The organism is Arthrobacter sp. Soil_N43, assembly GCF_057655195.1.
Genome location: NZ_JBDGML010000101.1, coordinates 1 through 21,353, shown reverse-complemented (window position 1 = coordinate 21,353; position 21,353 = coordinate 1). Strand labels below are relative to the sequence as shown.

At 67.3% G+C, this 21,353-nt stretch carries 21 protein-coding genes; 17 read left to right on the top strand and 4 right to left on the bottom strand.

Going from position 1 to position 21,353, the window contains the following annotated elements; all coding sequences use genetic code 11:
• Window positions 1-5: 5 nt before the first annotated feature.
• The gene (locus AC3A3W_RS13630) at window positions 6-911 is read left to right on the top strand and encodes a carbohydrate ABC transporter permease (RefSeq protein ID WP_487443572.1); all 906 of its coding nucleotides are present in this window, start codon (window positions 6-8) and stop codon (window positions 909-911) included.
• Between the two features lie 23 nt (window positions 912-934).
• The gene (locus AC3A3W_RS13625; protein WP_487443571.1) at window positions 935-2,383 is read left to right on the top strand and encodes a glycoside hydrolase family 32 protein; all 1,449 of its coding nucleotides are present in this window, start codon (window positions 935-937) and stop codon (window positions 2,381-2,383) included.
• Between the two features lie 28 nt (window positions 2,384-2,411).
• Here the strand turns inward: AC3A3W_RS13625 and AC3A3W_RS13620 are convergent, their stop codons facing one another.
• Window positions 2,412-3,479 (bottom strand): LacI family DNA-binding transcriptional regulator, encoded by a 1,068-nt coding sequence (locus AC3A3W_RS13620; protein ID WP_487443570.1) that lies wholly within the window; start codon window positions 3,477-3,479, stop codon window positions 2,412-2,414.
• A gap of 140 nt (window positions 3,480-3,619) precedes the next feature.
• Here AC3A3W_RS13620 and dxr point away from each other — a divergent pair, with 140 nt between their 5' ends.
• The 11 genes from dxr to AC3A3W_RS13565 all read left to right on the top strand — a co-directional run bounded on the left by dxr (window position 3,620) and on the right by AC3A3W_RS13565 (window position 15,124).
• Entirely contained in the window at window positions 3,620-4,849 is a 1,230-nt protein-coding gene (dxr, locus tag AC3A3W_RS13615) for a 1-deoxy-D-xylulose-5-phosphate reductoisomerase (RefSeq protein ID WP_487443569.1), read from the top strand.
• 18 nt (window positions 4,850-4,867) lie between these two features.
• The gene (locus AC3A3W_RS13610) at window positions 4,868-6,199 is read left to right on the top strand and encodes a M50 family metallopeptidase (protein ID WP_487443568.1); all 1,332 of its coding nucleotides are present in this window, start codon (window positions 4,868-4,870) and stop codon (window positions 6,197-6,199) included.
• 102 nt (window positions 6,200-6,301) lie between these two features.
• A complete protein-coding gene (locus AC3A3W_RS13605) occupies window positions 6,302-6,997 on the top strand; it encodes a MarR family transcriptional regulator (RefSeq protein ID WP_487443567.1) in 696 nt (231 codons plus the stop codon).
• Entirely contained in the window at window positions 6,994-7,479 is a 486-nt protein-coding gene (locus AC3A3W_RS13600) for a hypothetical protein (RefSeq protein ID WP_487443566.1), read from the top strand. The genes AC3A3W_RS13605 and AC3A3W_RS13600 overlap by 4 nt, the downstream gene beginning before the upstream one ends.
• 25 nt (window positions 7,480-7,504) lie before the next feature.
• The gene (locus AC3A3W_RS13595) at window positions 7,505-7,795 is read left to right on the top strand and encodes a YciI family protein (protein WP_487443565.1); all 291 of its coding nucleotides are present in this window, start codon (window positions 7,505-7,507) and stop codon (window positions 7,793-7,795) included.
• Between the two features lie 47 nt (window positions 7,796-7,842).
• On the top strand, window positions 7,843-9,009 hold the full coding sequence (gene ispG, locus AC3A3W_RS13590) for a flavodoxin-dependent (E)-4-hydroxy-3-methylbut-2-enyl-diphosphate synthase (protein WP_205654503.1): 1,167 nt from the start codon (window positions 7,843-7,845) through the stop codon (window positions 9,007-9,009).
• Window positions 8,972-9,859 carry a GNAT family N-acetyltransferase gene (locus AC3A3W_RS13585; RefSeq protein ID WP_487443593.1) on the top strand — a complete coding sequence of 296 codons (888 nt, stop codon included), beginning with the start codon at window positions 8,972-8,974 and terminating at the stop codon, window positions 9,857-9,859. The genes ispG and AC3A3W_RS13585 overlap by 38 nt, the downstream gene beginning before the upstream one ends.
• A 231-nt stretch (window positions 9,860-10,090) precedes the next feature.
• Complete coding sequence (locus AC3A3W_RS13580; protein ID WP_487443564.1) at window positions 10,091-10,690, top strand: hypothetical protein; 600 nt, start codon at window positions 10,091-10,093, stop codon at window positions 10,688-10,690.
• A gap of 302 nt (window positions 10,691-10,992) precedes the next feature.
• A complete protein-coding gene (locus AC3A3W_RS13575; RefSeq protein ID WP_487443563.1) occupies window positions 10,993-12,804 on the top strand; it encodes a proline--tRNA ligase in 1,812 nt (603 codons plus the stop codon).
• An 18-nt stretch (window positions 12,805-12,822) separates the two neighbouring features.
• Window positions 12,823-13,617 carry a sulfite exporter TauE/SafE family protein gene (locus AC3A3W_RS13570; RefSeq protein WP_309988548.1) on the top strand — a complete coding sequence of 265 codons (795 nt, stop codon included), beginning with the start codon at window positions 12,823-12,825 and terminating at the stop codon, window positions 13,615-13,617.
• Between the two features lie 43 nt (window positions 13,618-13,660).
• Window positions 13,661-15,124, top strand: a complete 1,464-nt coding sequence (locus AC3A3W_RS13565) for a pyridoxal phosphate-dependent decarboxylase family protein (protein ID WP_487443562.1) — start codon at window positions 13,661-13,663, stop codon at window positions 15,122-15,124.
• 19 nt (window positions 15,125-15,143) lie between these two features.
• On the opposite strand, the gene AC3A3W_RS13560 is transcribed toward AC3A3W_RS13565, so the two are convergent.
• The 3 genes from AC3A3W_RS13560 to AC3A3W_RS13550 all read right to left on the bottom strand — a co-directional run bounded on the left by AC3A3W_RS13560 (window position 15,144) and on the right by AC3A3W_RS13550 (window position 18,282).
• Entirely contained in the window at window positions 15,144-16,178 is a 1,035-nt protein-coding gene (locus tag AC3A3W_RS13560; RefSeq protein WP_487443561.1) for an aminoglycoside phosphotransferase family protein, read from the bottom strand.
• A gap of 104 nt (window positions 16,179-16,282) precedes the next feature.
• Window positions 16,283-17,026 (bottom strand): VIT1/CCC1 transporter family protein, encoded by a 744-nt coding sequence (locus tag AC3A3W_RS13555; protein WP_487443560.1) that lies wholly within the window; start codon window positions 17,024-17,026, stop codon window positions 16,283-16,285.
• Window positions 17,027-17,076: 50 nt separating this feature from the next.
• Window positions 17,077-18,282, bottom strand: a complete 1,206-nt coding sequence (locus tag AC3A3W_RS13550) for a DUF4439 domain-containing protein (protein ID WP_487443559.1) — start codon at window positions 18,280-18,282, stop codon at window positions 17,077-17,079.
• Window positions 18,283-18,369: 87 nt separating this feature from the next.
• Here AC3A3W_RS13550 and AC3A3W_RS13545 point away from each other — a divergent pair, with 87 nt between their 5' ends.
• From AC3A3W_RS13545 to AC3A3W_RS13530, 4 genes are all read left to right on the top strand, one after another.
• Window positions 18,370-18,987 (top strand): ribosome maturation factor RimP, encoded by a 618-nt coding sequence (locus AC3A3W_RS13545; protein ID WP_487443558.1) that lies wholly within the window; start codon window positions 18,370-18,372, stop codon window positions 18,985-18,987.
• A complete protein-coding gene (gene nusA / locus AC3A3W_RS13540; protein ID WP_487443557.1) occupies window positions 18,987-19,964 on the top strand; it encodes a transcription termination factor NusA in 978 nt (325 codons plus the stop codon). Before AC3A3W_RS13545 ends, nusA begins: the two co-directional genes overlap by 1 nt.
• A gap of 256 nt (window positions 19,965-20,220) precedes the next feature.
• Window positions 20,221-20,562 carry a YlxR family protein gene (locus tag AC3A3W_RS13535; protein ID WP_487443556.1) on the top strand — a complete coding sequence of 114 codons (342 nt, stop codon included), beginning with the start codon at window positions 20,221-20,223 and terminating at the stop codon, window positions 20,560-20,562.
• Window positions 20,563-20,714: 152 nt separating this feature from the next.
• Window positions 20,715-21,353: translation initiation factor IF-2 N-terminal domain-containing protein (locus AC3A3W_RS13530; protein ID WP_487443555.1), on the top strand; the 639-nt coding region annotated here is incomplete at its 3' end.

Genomic DNA, 21,353 nt, shown 5'->3' with positions numbered 1-21,353 from the left:
CAGCCATGACCACCACAACAGAGCACGGCCTGGCTCCGGGGCATTCCCCCCGGCTGTCCGAGGGCCTCCCGGAAACCTCACCCAGCCGGCGCAGGTTCAGCTGGAACTTCGCCGTCCGCATCCTCCTGCTGCTGATCGCGGCTGCCCTGACGCTGGGTCCGGTGCTGTGGACCCTGTCCACGTCGCTGCGGTCGCCGTCGGAATCCTTCAAGCTCCCGCCGTCGTTCATTCCGTGGAACCCGGACTTCACCTCCTACGGGGAGGTCTTCGAGCAGCTGAACATCGTCCTTCTCGTCCTCAACAGCGCGCTGGTGACCGGGCTGATCGCGGTGGGCCAGATGGTCACGGCGGCGCTGGCGGGCTACGCGTTCGCGCACCTGAAGTTCCGCGGCCGCGGCGCGCTCTTCTCGATCGTGCTGGCCACCATGATGGTGCCGGTGCAGGTCACGATAGTGCCCGTATTCATGCTGATCCGCGGCATGGGCCTCTCGGACACGCTCCTGGCGCTGATCCTGCCGGCCATTCCGACGGCGTTCGGAACCTTCCTGATGCGCCAGTACTTCATGGGGCTCCCCGCGGAGCTGGCTGAGGCCGCCGCGATCGACGGCGCCACGCCCTGGCGGACGTTCCGCTCTGTGTACGCACCGCTGGCGATACCCGGAATGGCGATCGTGGGAATCCTCGCGTTCAACTTCCACTGGAACGAGTTCTTCCGCCCGCTCATCCTGACCATCTCCGAGCAGAACTTCACGCTCCCGCTGGGGCTTGTTTCGCTCCAGGGGAACCTGGGAACCGGAAGCATCTCCGTGGTGCTCGCGGGCGTTGTCCTGTCCATGATTCCGGCGCTGGTGGTCTTCATGTTCGGCCAGCGCGCACTGCAGGACGGCCTCACGGCCGGCACCGGAAAATAACCTACTCACCGAAAGACCGCACCATGCCCTCCCAGGACCTTGCGCCCGTCCACTTCGACGACGTGGCCGCCGCCCATGCCGACCCTGCCTTCCCTCGGTTCCACCCGCGCCCCGCGCAGGGGTGGATCAACGACCCCAACGGCATCAGCCACATCAATGGCCGGTACCACGTGTTCTTCCAGTACAACCCGGACTCCGCCCGGCACCACCGCATCGCCTGGGGCCACGTGAGCTCCGCCGACCTGGTGCGCTGGGAGGAACACCCGGTGGCCCTGCGCCCGCAGCACGGCGGGCCGGATGAGTACGGCTGCTGGACCGGGGTGGTGACGGACGACGGCGGTGTTCCCACCGCCGCATACTCGGGCGTCCGCGGCGACGGGGGCCACTCACAGGTGGTCATCGCCCGCGGCTCGGAGGACCTGGTCCGTTGGGAGCAGACCGGCCATGTGGCGGCATCGATGCCGGCCGATGGGCAGGTCACGGCCGTGCGCGATCCGTTCATCTTCCGGTTCAACGGCAGGCGGTACGCCATGCAGGGCGCCGGCCTCGCGAGCGGGCACGCCGCACTGCTGCTGTACACGGTGGAGGACATGTCCGACTGGAAGTACCAGGGCATCTGGCTGACGTCGGAAAACCCGGTGGCCGCCCAATTCACGCCGGCTGAGATCTGGGAATGCCCGCAGCTGGTACAGGTGCCGGATTCCTCCGGGGACGCTGCCGCAAGTGACGCCGGCACAGGCGACTCCGGAACCTGGCTGATGATGTTCTCGCTCTGGCTGACAGGTGACGCGCACGAACATGCGAACGGCGTGGGGCACCTGGTCGGTTCGCTGACCGAGGACCCGGAGACGGGATTGCCCGTCTTCACGCCCCGCAGCGGCGGGAAATCCGATCTCGGCCGCGACTTCTATGCACCGCAGATCGTAGCGCTGGAGGACCGGGCCCTGCTGTGGGGCTGGGCAAACGAGGGCCCGGGCCGCGATGGACGGCGCGGCCGCAGCCAGGACGAAATTGACGCCGCCGGCTGGGCCGGGGTCCTGACCTTCCCGCGCGAGCTCTCGGTGGTCGGCGGCGCCCTTGCCGTCAGCCCTGCCCCCGAAATCGACGCCTACCGTGGAGCGCAGACGGCCAGCCAGGCGGGCGGAACCGTTGCGCTGCCTCCGTTCGCTGAGGCCCTCGTGACTGCTGCGGCGGCTGGGTCCGCTGCCGCGGCGGGTACTGGTGGGGACACCGCCGTTGAACTCCTGATCGTGGGGGAGGACAGCCGGCAGACAGTCTTTAGCGGAACCATCGCACCGGGGGAGGAGCTGCGGGTCTTCGTGGATGCTTCGCTGGTGGAGGTCTACCGGTCCGGTTCGGTGGCGACGACGCTGCGCGCGTACCCGGCCCCGGGAGAGCAGTGGCAGCTGCACGTTCCGGCGGGCGCCGCTGCGACGGTGTGGGAACTGAAGCAGCCCCCGGCCCAGGCCTGATGCCCGGGGTCCCGGCCCCGGCCCGGCGTTAGCGCCCGGCCGGGACGGGGCCGGTGGAATCCCGGACCACCAGGCGGCAGGGGACCAGGGCTTCAGCGCCGGTGCCGCCGTCGTTCTCGTTCTTTAAGTGCGGCGCCGCTTCCACCTCGGCGAGCAGCGCGGTCATGGCCGCCGCGCCCATCTCCCGGAGCGGAAGGGCCATGGTGCTGAGCGCCGGGACCATGGCTTTGGCGACCCGGAATTCGTCGTCGTATCCCATGACGGACACGTCCTGCGGGACGTTCAGCCCCAGCCGGTAGCAGGCCAGCACGACGCCGATGGCGAGGCGGTCGTTGGCGCACAGGATCGCCGTGGGGCGGGTGGACGCTTCGACGCCGTCGAGGAGCTTCATGGCGCCGTGGAAACCGGCGTCGATGTCCCAGCCCACCTGGAGCACCCGGTCCTCATTCACCGGCAGGCCCGCGCCCTTGAATGCGTCGCGGTAGCCCTCGATCCGCCGGGGCGCCGCGGGGGTCAGGGAGTCGCCGGCGAGGAAGGCAATGTCGCGGTGGCCGAGGGCCATCACGTGCTCGGCGGCTTCCCGTCCGCCCCTGACCTCGTCCGGAATGACCGAGGGAAGGCCGGCATCGGGGCGGTCATCGAAGCAGTTGGCCAGGATCGAGGGGACCCGGGCCATGTTCGGCGGCACGTGCAGGGGACGCAGGCCGACGGTCACGTACATCAGCCCGTCCACTTGCCGGTCCAGCAGGGTTTCCACGGCGCCCTCGTCCCGGGACGCGTCCAGCTCCGTGTCCATCACTACGGTGACAAAGCCGTGCGACCGGGCCACGGCGTCCGCGCCGGCGATGATGTTGCCGTCGAACGGGCTGGTGACCACCTGGTCCGACACGATCCCGATAATCCGCGACTGCCGGTTGCGCAGGCTCAAGGCAATCTGGTTCGGCGAGTAGTTGAGCGCGGCGGCCGCTTCGCGGATGCGCTGCTGGCTCTCGAGGGCAACGTTGCCGTCACCCCGGCCGTTAAGCACGAGGGACACGGCGCTGCGTGAGACGCCCGCCAGCTTCGCGACGTCCAGTGCTGTGGCCTTGCGCTTCATGGGCTGCTCCTCGGCTGGGAACTCTGTGTTTGGCTGTAGTCTACCTAACGCGTGTGAGCCTGGCGTCCGCGTACTGCCGCCCCGGTGAAGGTGACCGCGGCGGGATCCGGCCGCGGCCAGCGGTGCGGGATACTTAAGCCATGCAGACTTCGGGCGACAGCCGTTCAGCCAGCCGTTCAGCAGCGGGCCAGCCGCGCAGAATCGTCCTCCTCGGATCAACCGGTTCCATCGGCACCCAGGCGATTGACGTCGTCGACGGCGCCCCGCACCTCTTCGAGGTGGTGGCGCTCAGCGCCGGAGGCGGCAATCTGGAACTCCTGGCACGGCAGGCGGTCCACACGAGGGCACTGGCAGTGGGGATCGCGTCCGGTGACCCTGGCCGCCTCCAGCAGTTGATCGACGACGCCGCCCGGGCAGCAGGTCTCACGTCCTACCGGCCGGACATCATTGCCGGCCCGGACGCCTCCACCAGGATCGCGGCTGTGGACGCCGACGTCGTGCTCAACGGCATCACCGGTTCCATCGGGCTGGCGCCGACGCTGGCCGCCCTCGGGACCGGCGCCACGCTCGCGCTGGCCAACAAGGAGTCCCTGATTGTGGGCGGCTCGCTCGTCAAGGCCGCCGCCGCGGACGGCCAGATCGTGCCGGTGGACTCCGAGCACTCGGCTATTGCCCAGTGCCTGCGCTCGGGCTCCGCCGCCGAGGTGGACCGGCTCATCCTCACCGCGTCCGGTGGCCCGTTCCGCGGCCGCACCCGGGAACAGCTGGCGGACGTCACCCCGGAGGAAGCCCTGGCCCACCCCACCTGGGACATGGGCCTGATGGTCACCACCAACTCCGCCAGCCTGGTCAACAAGGGGCTGGAAGTGATCGAGGCTCACCTGCTGTTCGACATGCCGCTGGACCGCATCGACGTCGTGGTCCACCCGCAGTCCGTGGTCCATTCCATGGTGCAGTTCGTGGACGGCTCCATCATCGCCCAGGCCTCGCCCCCCGACATGCGCCTGCCCATCGCCCTTGGCCTGGGCTGGCCGGACCGGGTTCCGGGCGCGGCCACGGCCTGCGACTGGACCCAGGCCACCAGCTGGACGTTCGAGCCACTGGACGCGGGAGCGTTTCCCGCCGTCGGGCTGGCGAAGGCCGCCGCGAAGCAGGGGAGCACCTACCCTGCCGTTTTCAACGCGGCCAATGAAGAGGCCGTGATGGCCTTCCACGATGGCCGCATCCGGTTCACAGACATTGTCGATACCATCGAAGCTGTCCTCAGCGAACATCCGGGTTCTTCCCGGCTGACGGTCGAATCCGTGCTGGATGCTGAAAGGTGGGCACGAGCGCGTACCCACGAACGTTTAGCAGTGAGCAGTCTCTAGGAAGCAGCAGATCGAAGCATGAGCCCCGTTATCCTCTTCATCCTCGGTGTCGTCTTTGTTGCCATCGGCATCGCGGTTTCCATTGCCCTCCACGAGGTGGGGCACCTGCTTCCCGCCAAGCTGTTCAAGGTGCGCGTCACCAAGTACATGATCGGCTTCGGCCCCACCCTCTGGTCGAAAAAGAAGGGTGAGACCGAATACGGCTTCAAAGCCCTTCCGCTGGGCGGTTTCGTGTCGATGATCGGCATGTACCCGCCCAACAAAGACGACGGCACCGTGCGGCCCTCCAGCACGGGAATGTTCCAGACCCTGGCCAGCGAGGCCCGTTCCATGGCCCACGAAGAGGTGGGTCCGGGAGACGAAAACCGGGTGTTCTACCGGCTTCCGGTCTGGAAGAAGATCGTTGTGATGCTGGGCGGGCCCGCGATGAACCTGCTGATCGGCGTGGTGCTCACCGCGGTGCTGCTGATGGGGTTCGGCATCGCCACCCCGACCACGACCATCGCCGACGTCTCCAAATGCCAGGTCAAGGCCGGAGAGACTGTCGATCCGGACTCCGCCGACTGCAAGCTGACGCCGGCCGCCTCCGCCGGCCTCAAGCCCAACGACGTCGTCACCTCCTTCGACGGCAAGGCCGTGACCAGCTGGGATGAACTCACCAGCTGGATCCGTGCGTCCGCCGGACGGGAGGTCAGCATCACCGTGGAGCGGAACGGCACCCGGGTTGCGACCACCGTTACGCCGGTGCTGTCGGCGCGGCCGGTCATCGGGGCCGACGGCCGGCAGGCAAAGGATGACCAGGGCAAGCTCCTGTACCAGGACGTCGGCTTCCTCGGTGTCGGTGCGCAGACCGCCCTGGTTGCCCAGCCGGCGTCGTCCGTCCTGCCCATGGCGGGGGAGAACATCAGCCAGATTGCCGGCGTCATACTCAATCTCCCCGCGAGGGTGGCCGGGGTGGCAAAGGCCGCCTTCAGTGAAGAGCCGCGGGATCCGAACGGTCCCATCAGCGTGGTCGGAGTCGGCCGTGTGGCCGGCGAGGTTGCGGCGATGGAGCAGGTGCCGGTGCAATCCAGAATTGGCGCCCTCGTGGGCTTGCTCGCCGGCCTGAATTTCGCGCTGGCGGTCTTCAACCTGGTGCCGCTGCTGCCGCTCGACGGCGGACACGTGGCGGGGGCGCTGTACGAAGGGGCCCGGCGGCGCGTCGCCAAGCTCTTCGGCAAACCCGATCCCGGCGCCTTCGATATCGCCAAACTGCTTCCCGTGACGTACGTGGTGGCCGCGCTGCTGATGGGCATGGGTGCGCTGCTCATCTACGCGGACATCGTTAAGCCCGTCAATCTCTTCGGATAAGCCCTTACCAACTGATGACTGCCTATCAGCTCTTTTCGGCTGATTTTGATTAATCGCCCGATAGTGATTGATATTGATCGATAAGCCGTTTACGGTTGAGTCATGTACGTTCTGACCATTGACCAGCGCGGCAGCAGCGCCGACATGGATCGCGTGCCCGAGCTGCTTGACGGTCTGCCCCGGACAGCCGGAACGTTTGAACGCTCGGTGGGCGATGAGGTCCAGGGCGTCCTGGCGGAACCGGCGGAGGTGGTGGACGTGGCCCTCCACGCGCTCCGCAGCGGCCTCTGGTATGTGGGCATCGGCATCGGGCATGTCAATGAGCCGCTGCCCGCAAGCCCGCGGGAAGGATCAGGGGCTGCCTTCGTCGCGGCGCGGCAGGCAGTCGACCGGGCCAAGGCTGCCGCCAGCCATGTTCCGCTGGCGGTCATGTCAGGCGGTGTCCGGCGCGGGGCAGCTGAAGCCGGGACGGGGGAGGCCGGTGTCAGGGCGTGCGCCAACGCCGAAGCCGTCCTGCGGCTGGTGGGGCGGCTGGTCCGTGAGCGCACCGAGGCGCAATGGCGCGTAGTGGACGCGCTGCGTGCCCGGAACGGGCGTGATCCCGGCCGGCACGGACAGCAGAAGCAGGTGGCGCAGGAACTGGGAATCAGCGAACAGTCGGTGAGCCGGGCCATCATCAGGTCCGGATGGCAGGAAGAATGGGCGGCGAGACCCGCAGCGGAAATGCTGCTGGCCACCGCGCATGGGCTGATCCTGGAAGCATCCGGCCCGGAAGCACGCACCCGAGGAGAACGGTGAACGCACTCTGGATCGCATTGTCCCTGCTGACGGCAGGTTTCGTCGGCTGGCCGGTGACCGCCCTCGTGTTCAGGCTCGCACGCACGATCGATGACAAAGCCGACGCCGCCGCGGGTCCTGCCGGCAGCGCCGACGACCCCTCGGCCGATGTCACCGTGGACCGTGAAAGCCCCGCCGGGCATGGCAACTCCGTGAATGGTGATATTACGGTGCCGGGGACAGCGCCGGCCGAACAGCCCGCCACGAGGATCCTTCGGGGCGGGGCAATCATTGGCGTGCTGGAGCGGCTGGCCGTGTGCCTAGCCATCCTTACCGGACAGCCTGTGGCCATTGCCTATGTGGTGGCCATCAAGGGCCTGGGACGCTTTGCCGAACTCAAGGAGACCCCGGTTGCTGCCGAACGGTTCATCATTGGCACGTTGTCCTCCATGCTGTGGGCTGCAGGCATCGCGGCCTTCACAAAGGTGGTGCTCCTCGGCTAGGGCAGCCGCGGGATAGGGTATCTGTATGACTGTTTTTGCTGTTGAGTACGTGTACGACGCCGAATCCTCCGAAGCCCGCAGCGCCAGCCGCCCCTCGCACCGCGAATGGACTGCGGCACTGGCGGAGGACGGGGTTCTCCTCGCCAGCGGACCCTACGGTGATGGCGCCGGGGCCCTGCTGATCTTCAAGGCCGCCGACGAGAACGCCCTGAATGACATCCTCAAGCAGGACCCGTTCGCCTCCGCCGGCGTCATCTCCGGCACCCGCACCACGGAATGGGTTCCCGTGACCGGCCTTCTCGCTGACCACGCCTAGCCCGCACCACTACACACTCTCGATATCTCGATTACATAGGAGTCCACGTGACCTCGGTCAGCCTGGGAATGCCATCCGCACCGCCTCCCGTCCTTGCTCCGCGCCGCAAGACGCGGCAGATCAAAGTCGGCTCGGTGGGCGTCGGTTCCGATTCGCCCATCAGCGTGCAGTCGATGACCACCACTCCCACCACGGACATCAACGCCACCCTGCAGCAGATCGCTGAGCTGACCGCCTCCGGCTGCGACATCGTCCGCGTGGCCTGCCCGTCAGCGGATGACGCCGAGGCCCTTCCGATCATCGCGCGGAAGTCACAGATCCCGGTCATCGCCGACATCCACTTCCAGCCAAAGTACGTCTTCGCGGCCATCGAGGCCGGCTGTGCCGCAGTGCGCGTCAACCCCGGCAACATCCGCAAGTTCGATGACCAGGTCAAGGAGATCGCCAGGGCGGCCAAGGACCACGGCACCTCGATCCGCATCGGCGTCAACGCCGGTTCGCTGGAGCCAGGCATCCTGAAAAAATACGGAAAAGCCACGCCGGAAGCACTGGTTGAATCGGCCGTCTGGGAGGCCTCCCTGTTCGAGGAACACGGCTTCCACGACTTCAAGATCTCCGTCAAGCACAACGACCCCGTCGTCATGGTGGCGGCGTACGAGATGCTCGCCGAAAAAGGGGACTGGCCCCTGCACCTGGGCGTGACCGAGGCGGGCCCCGCTTTCCAAGGCACCATCAAGTCCGCCACCGCCTTTGGCGCCCTGCTGTCGCGGGGTATCGGCGACACCATCCGTGTGTCCCTCTCCGCGCCGCCGGTCGAGGAGATCAAGGTGGGGAACCAGATCCTGCAGTCGCTGAACCTGCGTCCGCGCAAACTCGAAATTGTGTCCTGCCCGTCCTGCGGGCGCGCCCAGGTGGATGTCTACACCCTGGCCGAACAGGTCACCGCCGGGCTGGAAGGCATGGAGATCCCGCTGCGCGTTGCGGTCATGGGCTGCGTGGTCAACGGGCCCGGCGAAGCGCGCGAAGCGGACCTTGGAGTCGCCTCCGGCAACGGCAAGGGCCAGATATTCGTGAAGGGCGAGGTCATCAAGACTGTCCCTGAGAGCCAAATTGTTGAGACACTGATCGAAGAGGCCATGCGTATCGCGGAAGAGATGGGGGAGACCGATGGCGAAGATGCTGTCAAGGGTAGCCCCGTGGTTAGCGTCTCATAGGGACGGTGCCGCTCCGGACGGTGTAACCGTCCGGACACTCGGCGCCGCGGATACAGCCGGGCTGCGCGAGCTGGCCGGGGCCGATCCCGTGGCGAACGTCTTCATCCTGTCGCATCTGGAATCAACGGGGACGGCTGCCCCGACCCCCGGAGGCGCCAATGTCCTGGGCGTTTTCGACGGCGATGCAATGGTTGGCGCCTGCTGGGCTGGCGCCAACCTCGTCCCCGTGCAGCTTGCCCCCGCGCTGACCGGGGCTGTGGCCGCGGCCGCCCACCGTTCAGGCCGCAGATATGCGTCCATCTTTGGTCCCGCCCCCACCGTGCTGGCGCTGCACGGCGAGCTGGAGAATCTGGGGCATGTCGCCCACGAAGTGCGGGCTGACCAGCCCCTGATGACCATTGCCGGCCCTCCCGCCGTCGAGCCCAACTGGCACCTGGGCTTTGGACAGGACGCCGACTTCGACACCATCCTCCCCGCCTGCGCCGCCATGTTTGAGGAGGAGGTGGGCTATTCGCCCTACCTCGGCGGACGCGACTTCTACAGCCGCCGCGTCGCGGGTCTGATCCACCAGGGCCACTCCCTGGTGCACGTGAAGGGCGGCGAAGTGGTGTTCAAGGCCGAACTCGGCGCCGTGACTTCCGACGTCACCCAGGTGCAGGGCGTGTGGATGAACCCCAGCTACCGCGGACTTGGGCTCAGCGCAGGTTACATGGCGGCCGTGGTGCTGCTGGCCCAGAAAATGGCTCCGATCACCAGCCTTTATGTCAACGATTACAACTCGCGGGCCCGCGCAACGTACGAGCGCGTGGGCTTCCGCCAAGTGGGAACGTTCGCTACTGTTCTCTTCTAGCGGGCGCCTGCCGGCACACACAATCTTTCATTTGGGGGAAGTATGTTGGCGTCAGCCCTGCGCGTTTTAGGGACCTCTGCACTCCTCGTTGCCGGACTGTCAGCCTGCAGCGGACCGGCAAGCACATCAGAACCCGGCACGGGCTCCGACGCCACCGCGTCCGGCTCTGCTACCGCGTCCAGTTCCGCTACCGCGGCCAGTTCCGCCCCAGCGCCGACGCCAACTCCCCGTGTGACTCCGGCCCAAAAATACACAAGCACGGAACTGGCAGCCCTCGTGGGCCAACTGCGGGACGCCGGCGGCAAGAAATTTTCTGTGATGTCCACTGCCGACCTCTCTGGAAGCCTGGAACAGGCCCAGACCATGATGGCCTCAATAGCTGTGGAACCTGCGGCATGCCGGGAACTGGCGGTGGCAGGGGCTGCGCCGTCGGTTGAGGGTGCTGCGGCCGCCATGGGTACCAGCCTCGATGCCGCGACGGGTGCATCGACGGCCGTCAGCCTGACCTCGGGCCTGGACGCCGCATTTCTCCAGAAGGGCGTTGCCGAGTCGGCGGAGCTGAGCAAGTGCGCAAAAATGTCGATGACCATGTCCGGCATGAAGGTTTCAGTGACGCTTACCAAGCTCAGCGGAATCGGCTCGGTGTCGGGAACAATGGCTTACCGGACTGACACCGCCCTGCCGGACGGGCAAAAGCAGTCGATGATCACAGCGCAGGCCGTGCAGGGCGGCGTCCTGATCACTGTGCTCTCCGCAGGCGGCGCCAGCGAGGAGGACGCCGTCTCAAGGACCGGAAAACTCTTGGACTCGGCAGCAGCCCTGGTGAAGTAGCCGGCCCAATCAGCTGGACACGAAACCGGAATTTGAATTCGGTGACTGCCATCACATAGGTTCTACGTAACCGTGCCTTCGCGGGTGCGGGATGGTCTCAGAGAATTAACGGCATGACCGGCCGTGGAGCCACGCCAGCACAGGGGATGACCAGCCGGAGACGGCCAGGGGCTTCTGCTGTGGGGCGTGGCTCTTCTGTTGCGGCCCCCGTGGAGCAAGCCCCGCGGAAGCAGGGGGCGCTGCCTTGCCGGTAGATTAGTACCCAGACATTTCAGCACTCCCCCAGAAACGGATACCTACCCGTGGTCCTTCGACTTTCCAAGCTGTTCCTGCGCACCCTGCGCGAAGATCCCGCCGACGCCGAGGTAGCGAGCCACCGGCTCCTGGTCCGTGCCGGCTACATCCGCAGGGCAGCGCCGGGCATCTATACGTGGCTGCCGCTGGGTTTGAGCGTCCTGCGCAAGGTGGAGCAGGTGATCCGCGAAGAGATGGCGGCCATCGGCGCCCAGGAAGTCCACTTCCCGGCACTGCTCCCCAAGGAGCCCTACGAGGCCACGAACCGCTGGACCGAGTACGGCGAGGGCATTTTCCGGCTCAAGGACCGGAAGGGCGGTGACTACCTGCTCGCCCCCACGCACGAGGAAATGTTTACGCTGCTGGTCAAGGACCTGTACTCCTCGTACAAGGACCTGCCGCTGAGCATCTACCAGATCCAGAACAAGTACCGCGACGAAGCGCGCCCGCGTGCGGGCCTGCTGCGCGGCCGCGAGTTCATCATGAAGGACTCGTACTCCTTCGACGTGGACGACGCCGGGCTGGACGCCAGCTACAACGCGCACCGCGCCGCCTACCTGAAGATCTTCGAACGGCTCGGCCTGGAAGTCATTCCGGTCGCTGCCACGGCAGGCGCCATGGGCGGCTCCAGGAGCGAGGAATTCCTGCACCCCACGGAGATCGGCGAGGACACCTTTGTGCGTTCCGCCGGAGGCTATGCGGCCAACGTCGAGGCCGTGACCACCGTCGTTCCGGCCGAGATCGACTTCACGGACGCCCCGGCAGCCGAAATAAAGGACACCCCGAACACCCCCACGATCGAGACCCTCGTCACGGCAGCCAACGAACTCGTTCCGCGGAGCGAGTCCGACGGCGGTGCGTGGACGGCCGCAGACACGCTGAAGAACGTTGTCCTCGCCGTCACCCTGCCCACCGGTGAGCGCCAGATCGTGGTCATCGGTGTGCCGGGTGACCGGGGTATTGACCTCAAGCGCGTCGAGGCCAACATCGGCGCCTACCTGCCCGTCGCCGGGGAAATCACCGTCGAAGCCGCAGGGGACGAGGACCTCGCCAAGAATCCCCTCATCGTCCGGGGATACCTCGGCCCGGGAATGTCGCTGGCTTCGCCGCTCCTCGGCCTGGAGGGCGCCTCCAAGCTCCTCTACCTCGTGGACCCCCGCGTCGTCAGCGGCACCGCATGGGTGACCGGCGCCAACATGGCCGGCAAGCACGTCTTCGGCCTCGTGGCAGGCCGCGACTTCGGCTGGGACGGCATCATTGAGTGCACCGAAGTGCGTGCCGGCGACGAAGCGCCGGATGGATCCGGCCCGCTCGAAACGGCACGCGGCATCGAAATGGGTCACATCTTCCAGCTCGGCCGCAAATACGCCGAGGCCCTGGAGCTGAAGGTCCTGGATCAGAACGGCAAGCAGGTCGTGGTCACCATGGGCTCCTACGGCGTGGGCGTGACCCGTGCGGTGGCTGCCCTGGCCGAATCCAACCACGACGCCAAGGGCCTGGTCTGGCCCCGCTCTGTGGCGCCGTCCGATGTCCACGTCGTGGCCGTTGGACGCGGCGAGGAGATCTTCGCCGCGGCGGAACAGCTCGCCCTCGAGCTCGAAGCCGCCGGCCTCGACGTCATCTACGACGACCGTCCCAAGGTGTCCCCGGGCGTAAAGTTCGGCGACGCCGAACTCATCGGCGTGCCCACCATCCTGGCCGTCGGCAAGGGACTCGTGGACGGCGTCGTCGAGATCAAGGACCGCCGCAGCGGCGAAGCGGAAAACGTGGCAGTGGACAAGGCAGTTGACTTCGTGGTCAACGCCGTCCGCAGCAACTGACACCCCGCAGTCCCCAGGGTGCTTTCGGGTTTCGAATCGATCCAGCTCGCCACCATCATCCTGATAGTGGTGGCGGGCTTCGCCGCAGGGTGGGTGGACGCCGTCGTGGGCGGCGGAGGCCTGCTGCAGCTTCCGGCGCTGTTGCTCGTACCGGGCATCACTCCGGTGCAGGCACTGGCCACGAACAAGATGGGCTCCATCTTCGGCACCACCACCAGCGCCGTCACCTACTACGGGCGGGTCCGGCCGGACCTGCGGACCGCACTGCCCATGGCGGCCATAGCCCTGGCTGGCAGCTTCGGCGGCGCCTTGCTGGCGGCCCGGCTGCCGGCGGAGGTGTTCAAGCCCATCATTGTCGTGGCGCTGGTCGCCGTCGCGCTGTTTACGGCGCTCAAGCCTGACGCCGGTCACCTGACCGTTCTCAGGCACGACGGCGGGACTCACTATGTGGTGGCCTGCACCATCGGGGCCGTGATCGGCTTTTACGACGGCCTGATCGGTCCCGGCACGGGTTCATTCCTGGTCATCGCCTTGGTGTCGGCGATGGGGTACGCATTCCTTGAGGCAAGTGCCAAGGCCAAAATCGTGAACATGGCCACCAACGCCGGCGCGCTGCTGTTCTTCCTGCCGCACGGTTCCCTGCTGTGGGGAATCGGACTGCTGCTGGGGCTGGCCAACATGGCCGGCGGGTACCTGGGGGCACGCACTGCGGTCCGGCAGGGGAGCCGCTTTGTACGTCTGGTGTTCCTCGCCGTGGTCGGCGCCCTCATCGTCAAGCTCGGCTTCGACGTCTGGCAGGAAAACTTCGCCTGAGCGACGTCTTCGCAGGCGCCCGGGAGCGGCGTAGCATGCCTCTATGTCAGCGGGTGCGGAGCCGTATCAGGAAGCCCTCGCTGCGGCCGTCCGGCATGCCATCCGCTGGCTCGAAAGCCAGCCGCACCGCAGGGTGGGTCCGCAGCAGGCAGCCCGGGAACTTCTGGCAGCGTTCGACGGGGAGCTGCAACCCTCCGGCATGGCACCGGCAGATGTCGTGGATTACCTGGCCAACCACGCGGAGCCGGGCCTCATGGCTATGCCTTCAGGACGCTTTTTCGGCTGGGTCATCGGCGGGACCCTGCCGGCTGCCATGGCGGCGGACTGGCTTGTCAGCTCTTGGGACCAAAACTCGGCGATGCGCTTTGCCACACCGGCCATTGCGGCCATTGAAGAGGCTGCGGGCAACTGGCTGCTGCAGCTGCTCGGCCTGCCGGAGGAGTCCGACGTCGGCTTCGTCACCGGAGCCACCATGGCCAACTTCACCGGGCTGGCGGCCGCGCGGTGGCGGCTGCTGAAGGACGCCGGCTGGAACTTGGACGGTGACGGGCTCTTCGGTGCGCCCCGGATCCACTGCCTTGTCGGGGAGGAACGCCACGAGACGGTGGACCTCGCATTGCGCTATCTGGGGATGGGCAGCCCCACTGTGGTTCCCGCCGACAGCCAGGGACGCATCGACGCTGCGGAGCTGGACTGTGCCCTGGACCGCATCGCCCTGGCCCGCTCTGCGTCAGGTTCCGGGCCAACCGAAGGTTCCGGACCAATCGAAGGGGCCGGCCCCGCCCCAATACTGGTGTGCCTGCAGGCCGGCAACGTGCATTCCGGGGCCTTCGACCCCTTTGCCACGGCGGTCGCGGTGTCGAAGGCACACGGCGCCTGGGTGCACGTGGACGGAGCCTTCGGGCTCTGGGCCGCGGCCGTCCCGGAGCTCGCCGGACTGACAGCAGGCGTGGAGGGCGCCGACTCCTGGGCCACCGACGCCCACAAAAGCCTGAACGTCCCGTACGACTGTGGCATCGCCGTCGTCAGGGACGCCCAGGCGCTGCGCAGCGCCATGGGGCAGCATGCCAGCTACCTCCTCCAGGACGCCGACGGTAGCGGTGATCCGAGCCATAAGGTGCCGGAGCTTTCCCGCAGGGCCCGGGGTGTGCCGGTGTGGGCTGCACTGAAATCCCTGGGAAGGGACGGCGTGGCCGAACAGGTCCGCCGCCTTGCAACATGTGCCGCAGAGCTGGCGGAGAAGCTGGCAGCGATTGACGGTGTGGAAGTCCTCAACGACGTCGGCTTCACGCAGATCACGCTGGCCTTCGGCGACGACGCCACCACCCGCGGCGTGGCGGCCCGGCTCATTGCCGACGGAACGGTGTGGATGTCCGGTTCCCGCTGGCACGGCAGGGACGTGGTGCGGATATCCGTGAGCAACTGGACCACCGACGCCGGCGACGTCGCCACGGCGGTGGAGGCAGTGAAGGTGGCACTCGAAACGGTCCGCCGCAGCCAATCCTGACCATTCCGGGTGCCCAGCCCTATGGCGGTGGCGAATCCCCGGCGGCCTGGCCCGGCTCGGGCAGCGAGTGCGCCGCCGGAAGCCCGTCCAATGTCCGTCCGGCAAGGGTGCTGGCAACCCACAGGGACCGCGCGAGATCCCCGCCGTGGCCCGGCTTCGAAGCATAGGACAGGGCATTGTCCACCTCGCGGGCGATGCTCCACTGGCGGGCCACTTCCGCATCCAGGCCCGCTGCCATGCTGAAGTCCCGGCACCGGGCCCGCAGGCCCGCTTCCGGGTCCGCGGCAGGCAGATCGGGTATCCGGTTCCACAGCACAGGGGCCACCGCGAACTCCGCTTCGCCCACCATGGGCTGCGGATCGATGGCCGCATAGGCCCGGTGCCCGGAGGCGCCATCCAGCCTGGCGAGGATATTGAGGAAGTGGAAGTCCGTGTTGACGAGCACGTCGGTGCCAGTTCGGCGTCCCACGGCACCGCGGGTCTGGCACACCTCCAGCGCGGCTTCCAGGAGCCACCGGGGAAAGGGCCTGCCAAGCTGTTCCCATTCGGCGGGCAGATCGTCGCTCCACTGCTCCGCCCGTGCGGCGACGTGAACGAACTCCCGCCATTGAGCCCGGCCGTCCGGAACAATGCTGAGCTCCCGCACGAGCCTGCCCCACACGTCGGCGGCAACGTCCATGGACGCGGACTGGAGCGATTGTTCCGCATCCAGCCGTTCAAGCAGCATCGAACACGTGCCGGCGTCCGAGGCGAGCAGCCGGACGGCGCCCCGCCCGTTCCAGAGAGCCAGAGCATGCCGTTCCACCAGGGCTTCGTCGTGGGGGAAAGCCACTTTCAAGGCCGCAGGAGCGCCCTGGGCGAGCACCGGCAGCACGATCCCGCCGTGGCCGCTCCATGGCAGGGCGCCGGGCTCCAGATCAACGTCGAGATCCCACTGTTCGATCCGGCTTTGCACCAGCCCGGGGAGGGAAGCCAGCCACGATCGGCCGGCACTGCTGCGGGAGTATCGGCGCGCAAAATCCGGCGGTATGGAAAGGACAGTTGTGCGGCTCATCAGCCCCATCGTAGTTGACCGCGATGCCGGCCGTTCCGGCTGGCCAGGCGTGCCCCGGAGCTGCACAGTTGCCGGCTGCACAGTTTGCCGGAGCTGCACAGCCGTTAGACGATCCCGCTGGCTCCCAGCATGTTGCCGATGGTGAACGTCGCGGCAAGCGCCAGCCCGCCACCCACCACCACGCGCGTGGCGGCGCGGACCTTGGATCCGCCACCGATCCACGCGCCGACGGCACCGGTGAGGGCCAGGGCCGCCAGGACGGCCCCGAACGTGACGGCAACGCGGATGTCTTCCGGAGGCAGCAGGATCGCCAACATGGGCAGGGCCGCGCCGAGGGTGAAGGCTACGGCCGAGGCAAATGCGGCATGCCACGGGCTCACGATGTCCTCCTCGTCGATATTCAGTTCCGCCGACAGGTGGGCTGCCAGGGCATCGTGCTCGGTGAGTTCCCGGGCCACGTTTTGCGCCGTTTCCTCGCTGAGGCCCTTGCTCCGGTAAATGGCGGTGAGTTCGAGCAGCTCGTCCTCGGGCTCCTCCGCGAGCTCGCGGCGTTCCTTCTCGATCAGGTCCTTCTGGCTGTCTCGTTGGCTGCTGACAGACACGTACTCGCCCAGGGCCATCGACACTGCACCGCCCACCAAGCCCGCGGCGCCGGCCGCAAGGATGGGGCCCTGGTCGCTGGTCGCACCGGCCACGCCTACGACGATTGCGGCTACCGACACGATGCCGTCGTTCGCGCCGAGGACGCCGGCGCGAAGCCAGTTCAGGCGGTGGACGATGTCGTTGCTGTGCGGCTCGTGTTCGTGCCGTCCGTCGTGGGGAGATCCTGCAATGTCCGCTGACTCCATGGCTCCAGCAAACCACCACCGCCACCCTGCTGCCAGAGCCCGGCGGGAAATTACGCCGGCGGGGACGAGAGAGCCGCCGTGGGTGCGGTTTCCGGCAAGGGGGGAAGCTGGGAGGTGTCGAGCACCAGTCCGGGGACGGGGCCGGGGTCGGATCCCCAGCGGACGGCACGCTGGGCGGCTCCCAGAAGCGATGCGATCGCCCATTGCCTGGTGGGGCCGGCACTCAGGGCCACAAGATCGCCGTAGACGGGCAGGGTGCCGGCTTCCAGGCTGGCCAATCCCGTGGCGGGGTTCTTCAGGAACGACGCATCCAGCGCATATCCGGGTTCGCGGGGCGGGACCGGCGCGCAGTAGGCGCGGCTGTGGGTCTCCGCCTCGTCGACCAGCGCTTCGTGCCTGGCCAGCAGGTCCCTGGCCAGTTGGCCGGCCGCCTGGCCCTCAAGCCGGGTCAGCGCCACCTGGTAGCCGTAGACCGTCTCCACCTCCGTGCGGACAACCCGCCCGAGCGCAGCCGTTGTGGATGCATCACTTGCATCACCTGTCGGCGGCGCAGCACCCTCGGCGGAAACCGGAGCGACCGTGGCGGCGGCCTGCCCCGCAGGCGCGGACGACGGCGCCGGGTGAGCTGACGGCTGGCATGCGGCGGCAAGGGCACGCGGCCCTGCCGGCGCGGGGGGCAGCGCAGGGACCGGTGTCCCGGAAGCCTCGGCGAGTGCGACCGCCTGCACAAGCTGTGCGGTACCGACGGCTGCCAGCAGCCGCGCCATCCCGCCGTCGGCCGTTTGCGCGTGGGTGAGGCGCAGTCTGCCGCTGGCGGACAGCCCGGCCGCCAGTGAAGGTGCCGTGGCAAGGGAGGCGGCAGATCCCGAAGCCGACGGCGACGGACCTGCATCAGGGGCAGCGGTTGGGGCTCCGCCGGCATCGTCCGAGGAAGGGGCATCGGAGGGAAGCAGCAGCGCCCTCGCCTGCGTAGTCAGCAATGTCACAGTGCGTGAGTACATCAGCCGCTGGGCGCCGGAGGAATCTGCCGCGAGTTGCTGGCTGGCTCCCCGCAGCCGCAAGGTCTCAGCCAGCGCGGATGCCCGTGCCTGCTCGGAAAAAGGCGGGGTGGGCGCCTCCGGGGAGTGCCGCGGAATCAGCGTCATACCAAGGCTGAGGACCAAGAGCGCGGCGAAGGCCGCGAGGGCATACCGGAAGTAGCTGGCCGTCCGGCGGCTTTCTCTGGTGTCCTCTTTCACAACAGACCATGTTGTCACGGCTGAAGAGAACTCCATGCACCAAGGCCGCCGGAAAATCGTTACGCTAGTAGTCACAACATCATCTATAGGGAGGCGGCCGGCATCGTGAGCAATGCAGAAGCCACGACTTCATCAGACCGGACCGACGCGGGAAAGGCTGAACCCGCGACTGTCCTTAATCCCGAGGCTGAACGCCTTCGGTCTTTGCTTGAGCCCGCGGTCCAGGCGCACAGGCTGTACTTGGAGGATGTTGCCATCAACGTCGCAGGCTCCAACCGCGTGGTCCACGTGATAGTGGACCTGCCCCAGGAAGAAACCGGCGGGGTCAGCCTTGATGTCATATCTGACATCTCCAAGGAACTCTCCGACATCCTGGACAGCGATCCCAGCATGGACAGCCGCCCGTACGACCTCGAGGTTTCCTCGCCCGGCGTCGGGCGCCCGCTGAAGGAACCGCGGCACTGGCACCGCGCCCGCGGCCGCATGGTCAGCGTCAACGTGATCCAGGGGGAAAACGTCACCGGCCGGATCCAGTCGGTGGACGATTCGGGCGTGACGCTGGTCCCCGAGATTGCCGTGAAAAAAGGGATGAAGCCCAGGCAAGGCGACCCCGTAAAACTTCCTTTCGACAAGATCCGCAGCGGAAAAGTCGAAATTGAGTTCAGCCACCTCGACGAGGCCGGTCTGGAAAATGAGCACAATGGACCTTCTGAGGAGGCCTGATGGATATTGACATGAGCGCACTAAGACTCCTGGAGCGTGAGCGCGAAATCCCGCTGGATCTCCTCATCCCCACGATCGAACAGGCACTGCTGGTTGCCTACCACAAGTCCCCGGGCGCCTTCGAGAAGGCCCGCGCGGAACTGGACCGCAAGAGCGGCCACGTGACCATCTGGGCCACGGAAATCGACGACGACGGCGTGCCCATCGGAGAGTTCGAAGACACGCCTGCGGGCTTCGGCCGGATCGCGGCCAGCACCGCACGGCAGATCATCCTGCAGCGCCTGCGCGACGTTGAGGACGACAACGTCCTGGGCGAATTCAAGGGCCGCGAGGGCGAACTCGTGGCAGGACTGATCCAGCAGGGCAACAACCCGCACATGATCCAGGTCAACCTGGGAACGGTCGAGGCGCTGCTGCCGCCGCCCGAGCAGGTCCCGGGGGAGAAGTACATCCACGGTAACCGGCTCCGCGCCTATGTGATCGACGTGCACCGCGGCACCAAGGGCCCCTCCATCACGCTGTCCCGGTCGCACCCGGGCCTCGTGCGGAAGCTCTTCGAGCTGGAGGTCCCGGAGATCGCAGACCACTCGGTGGAGATCGTCGCGCTCGCCCGCGAAGCCGGGCACCGCACCAAGATCGCTGTGAAGGCCAATACCCCCGGCATCAACGCCAAGGGCGCCTGCATCGGCGAAATGGGTTCCCGCGTGCGCGCAGTCATGACCGAGCTGAACGACGAAAAGATCGACATCGTCGACTTCAGCGAGGATCCGGCGACATTCATCGCCAGCGCACTGTCCCCGTCGCGTGTGAATTCCGTCACCATCACGGACGAGGCCACCCGTTCCGCCCGCGTCGTTGTGCCGGACTACCAGCTGTCCCTGGCCATCGGCAAAGAAGGCCAGAATGCCCGGCTGGCGGCGAAGCTGACCGGCTGGCGGATCGACATTGTGTCCGACGCCGCGGCGCCGCGCGCGTAGACGAACGTTTCCGCAGTTCACCCGCGCCTGAACCGGACCCGGAACTGCCCGCGCTAACCGCGGGCAGTTTCGGCCGGCATTTCGGGTCCGGGGGCCTTGAGGGGCTAGAATGGAACATGACCGTGCCTAGCAGCCGGCATCAGTGTGCTTGTGTGTGCCCGCCTCCATCAGATGGCTTCCGTCAGATGGCTTCTGTCAGATGGCAGCGGCTGCGCACCGGGCAGGCAGATAAGTACAGGCAGGAAGATACTCGACAGTGGCAGCAGTGCAACACCTCGGGAATCAGCCGCAACGTACCTGCATCGGATGCCGGACCAAAGGGTCGCGGTCTGAGTTACTCCGGCTCGTCTCCGACGCCGGCGGATCTTCCGCCGTCGTGGTGGATGAACGACGCCGGATGGCTGGCAGGGGTGCATGGCTGCACCCCAGCGAAGCGTGCCTGGCCCTGGCGGTCAAGCGGCGTGCATTCGGAAGGGCCCTCAAGGGCGCAACCGATGCCACCGCCGTCGAACGCCGGATCACGGCAGGCACGCACGCCGTGGACACCCCGGTGGCCGCAGCAACAACCGTCCAACCTGAAAGCGGGTCAGAAAACTGATGGAAACCCGATGAGTTCCCAGCGATGAGTGCGCAACGATGACAACTTTGTTGCGCTCTGCAATGGACCTTTCAGCTGCACTCGCGGCGGAGGTCCGCAGTAAGAAGTAGACGGTTCGTGCCTGGCTCGGTGCGGACCGAGACAGGAGAAATGTGGCCAAGGTCCGCGTACATGAGCTTGCTAAAGAGCTCGGTATTACTTCCAAAGATGCAGTAACCAAACTGCAGGAACTGGGCGAATTCGTTCGCTCTGCCTCTTCCACCATTGAGGCCCCCGTTGTGCGGAAACTCCGCAACGCCTTCCCGGCTGCGGCCGCTTCGAAGACCGAAGCGCCCGCCAGCGCCCCCAAGGCTCCGGCCAAGGCGGCAGAATCACGCCCCGCCCCGGCTCCCGGTCCGGCTGCCCCGAAGGCCCAGGCACCCGCCCCGGCACCGGCACCCGCTCCGGCTCCGGCTCCCAAGGCTGAAGCTCCGGCCGCGCCTGCAGCACCTGCTGCTCCCGCAGCCGCAGCGCCCGCAACTCCCTCGCCGGCTGCCCCCGCCGCTCCGTCGACGGGCGCCAAGCCCGGCGCGCGTCCGGCGCCCAAGGCTGAAGCTCCGGCTGCGCCGGCAGCACGCCAGGGTGGCTCGGCTCCCCGTCCGGGCGGTCCCCGTCCCGGCAACAACCCGTTTGCAACGTCCCAGGGCATGCCCCGCGGCCGTGGCGGCGACGGAGACCGTCCGCCGCGCCCGGGCAACAACCCGTTCGCGACGTCCCAGGGCATGCCCCGTCCGGGCGGCAGCCGTACTGAC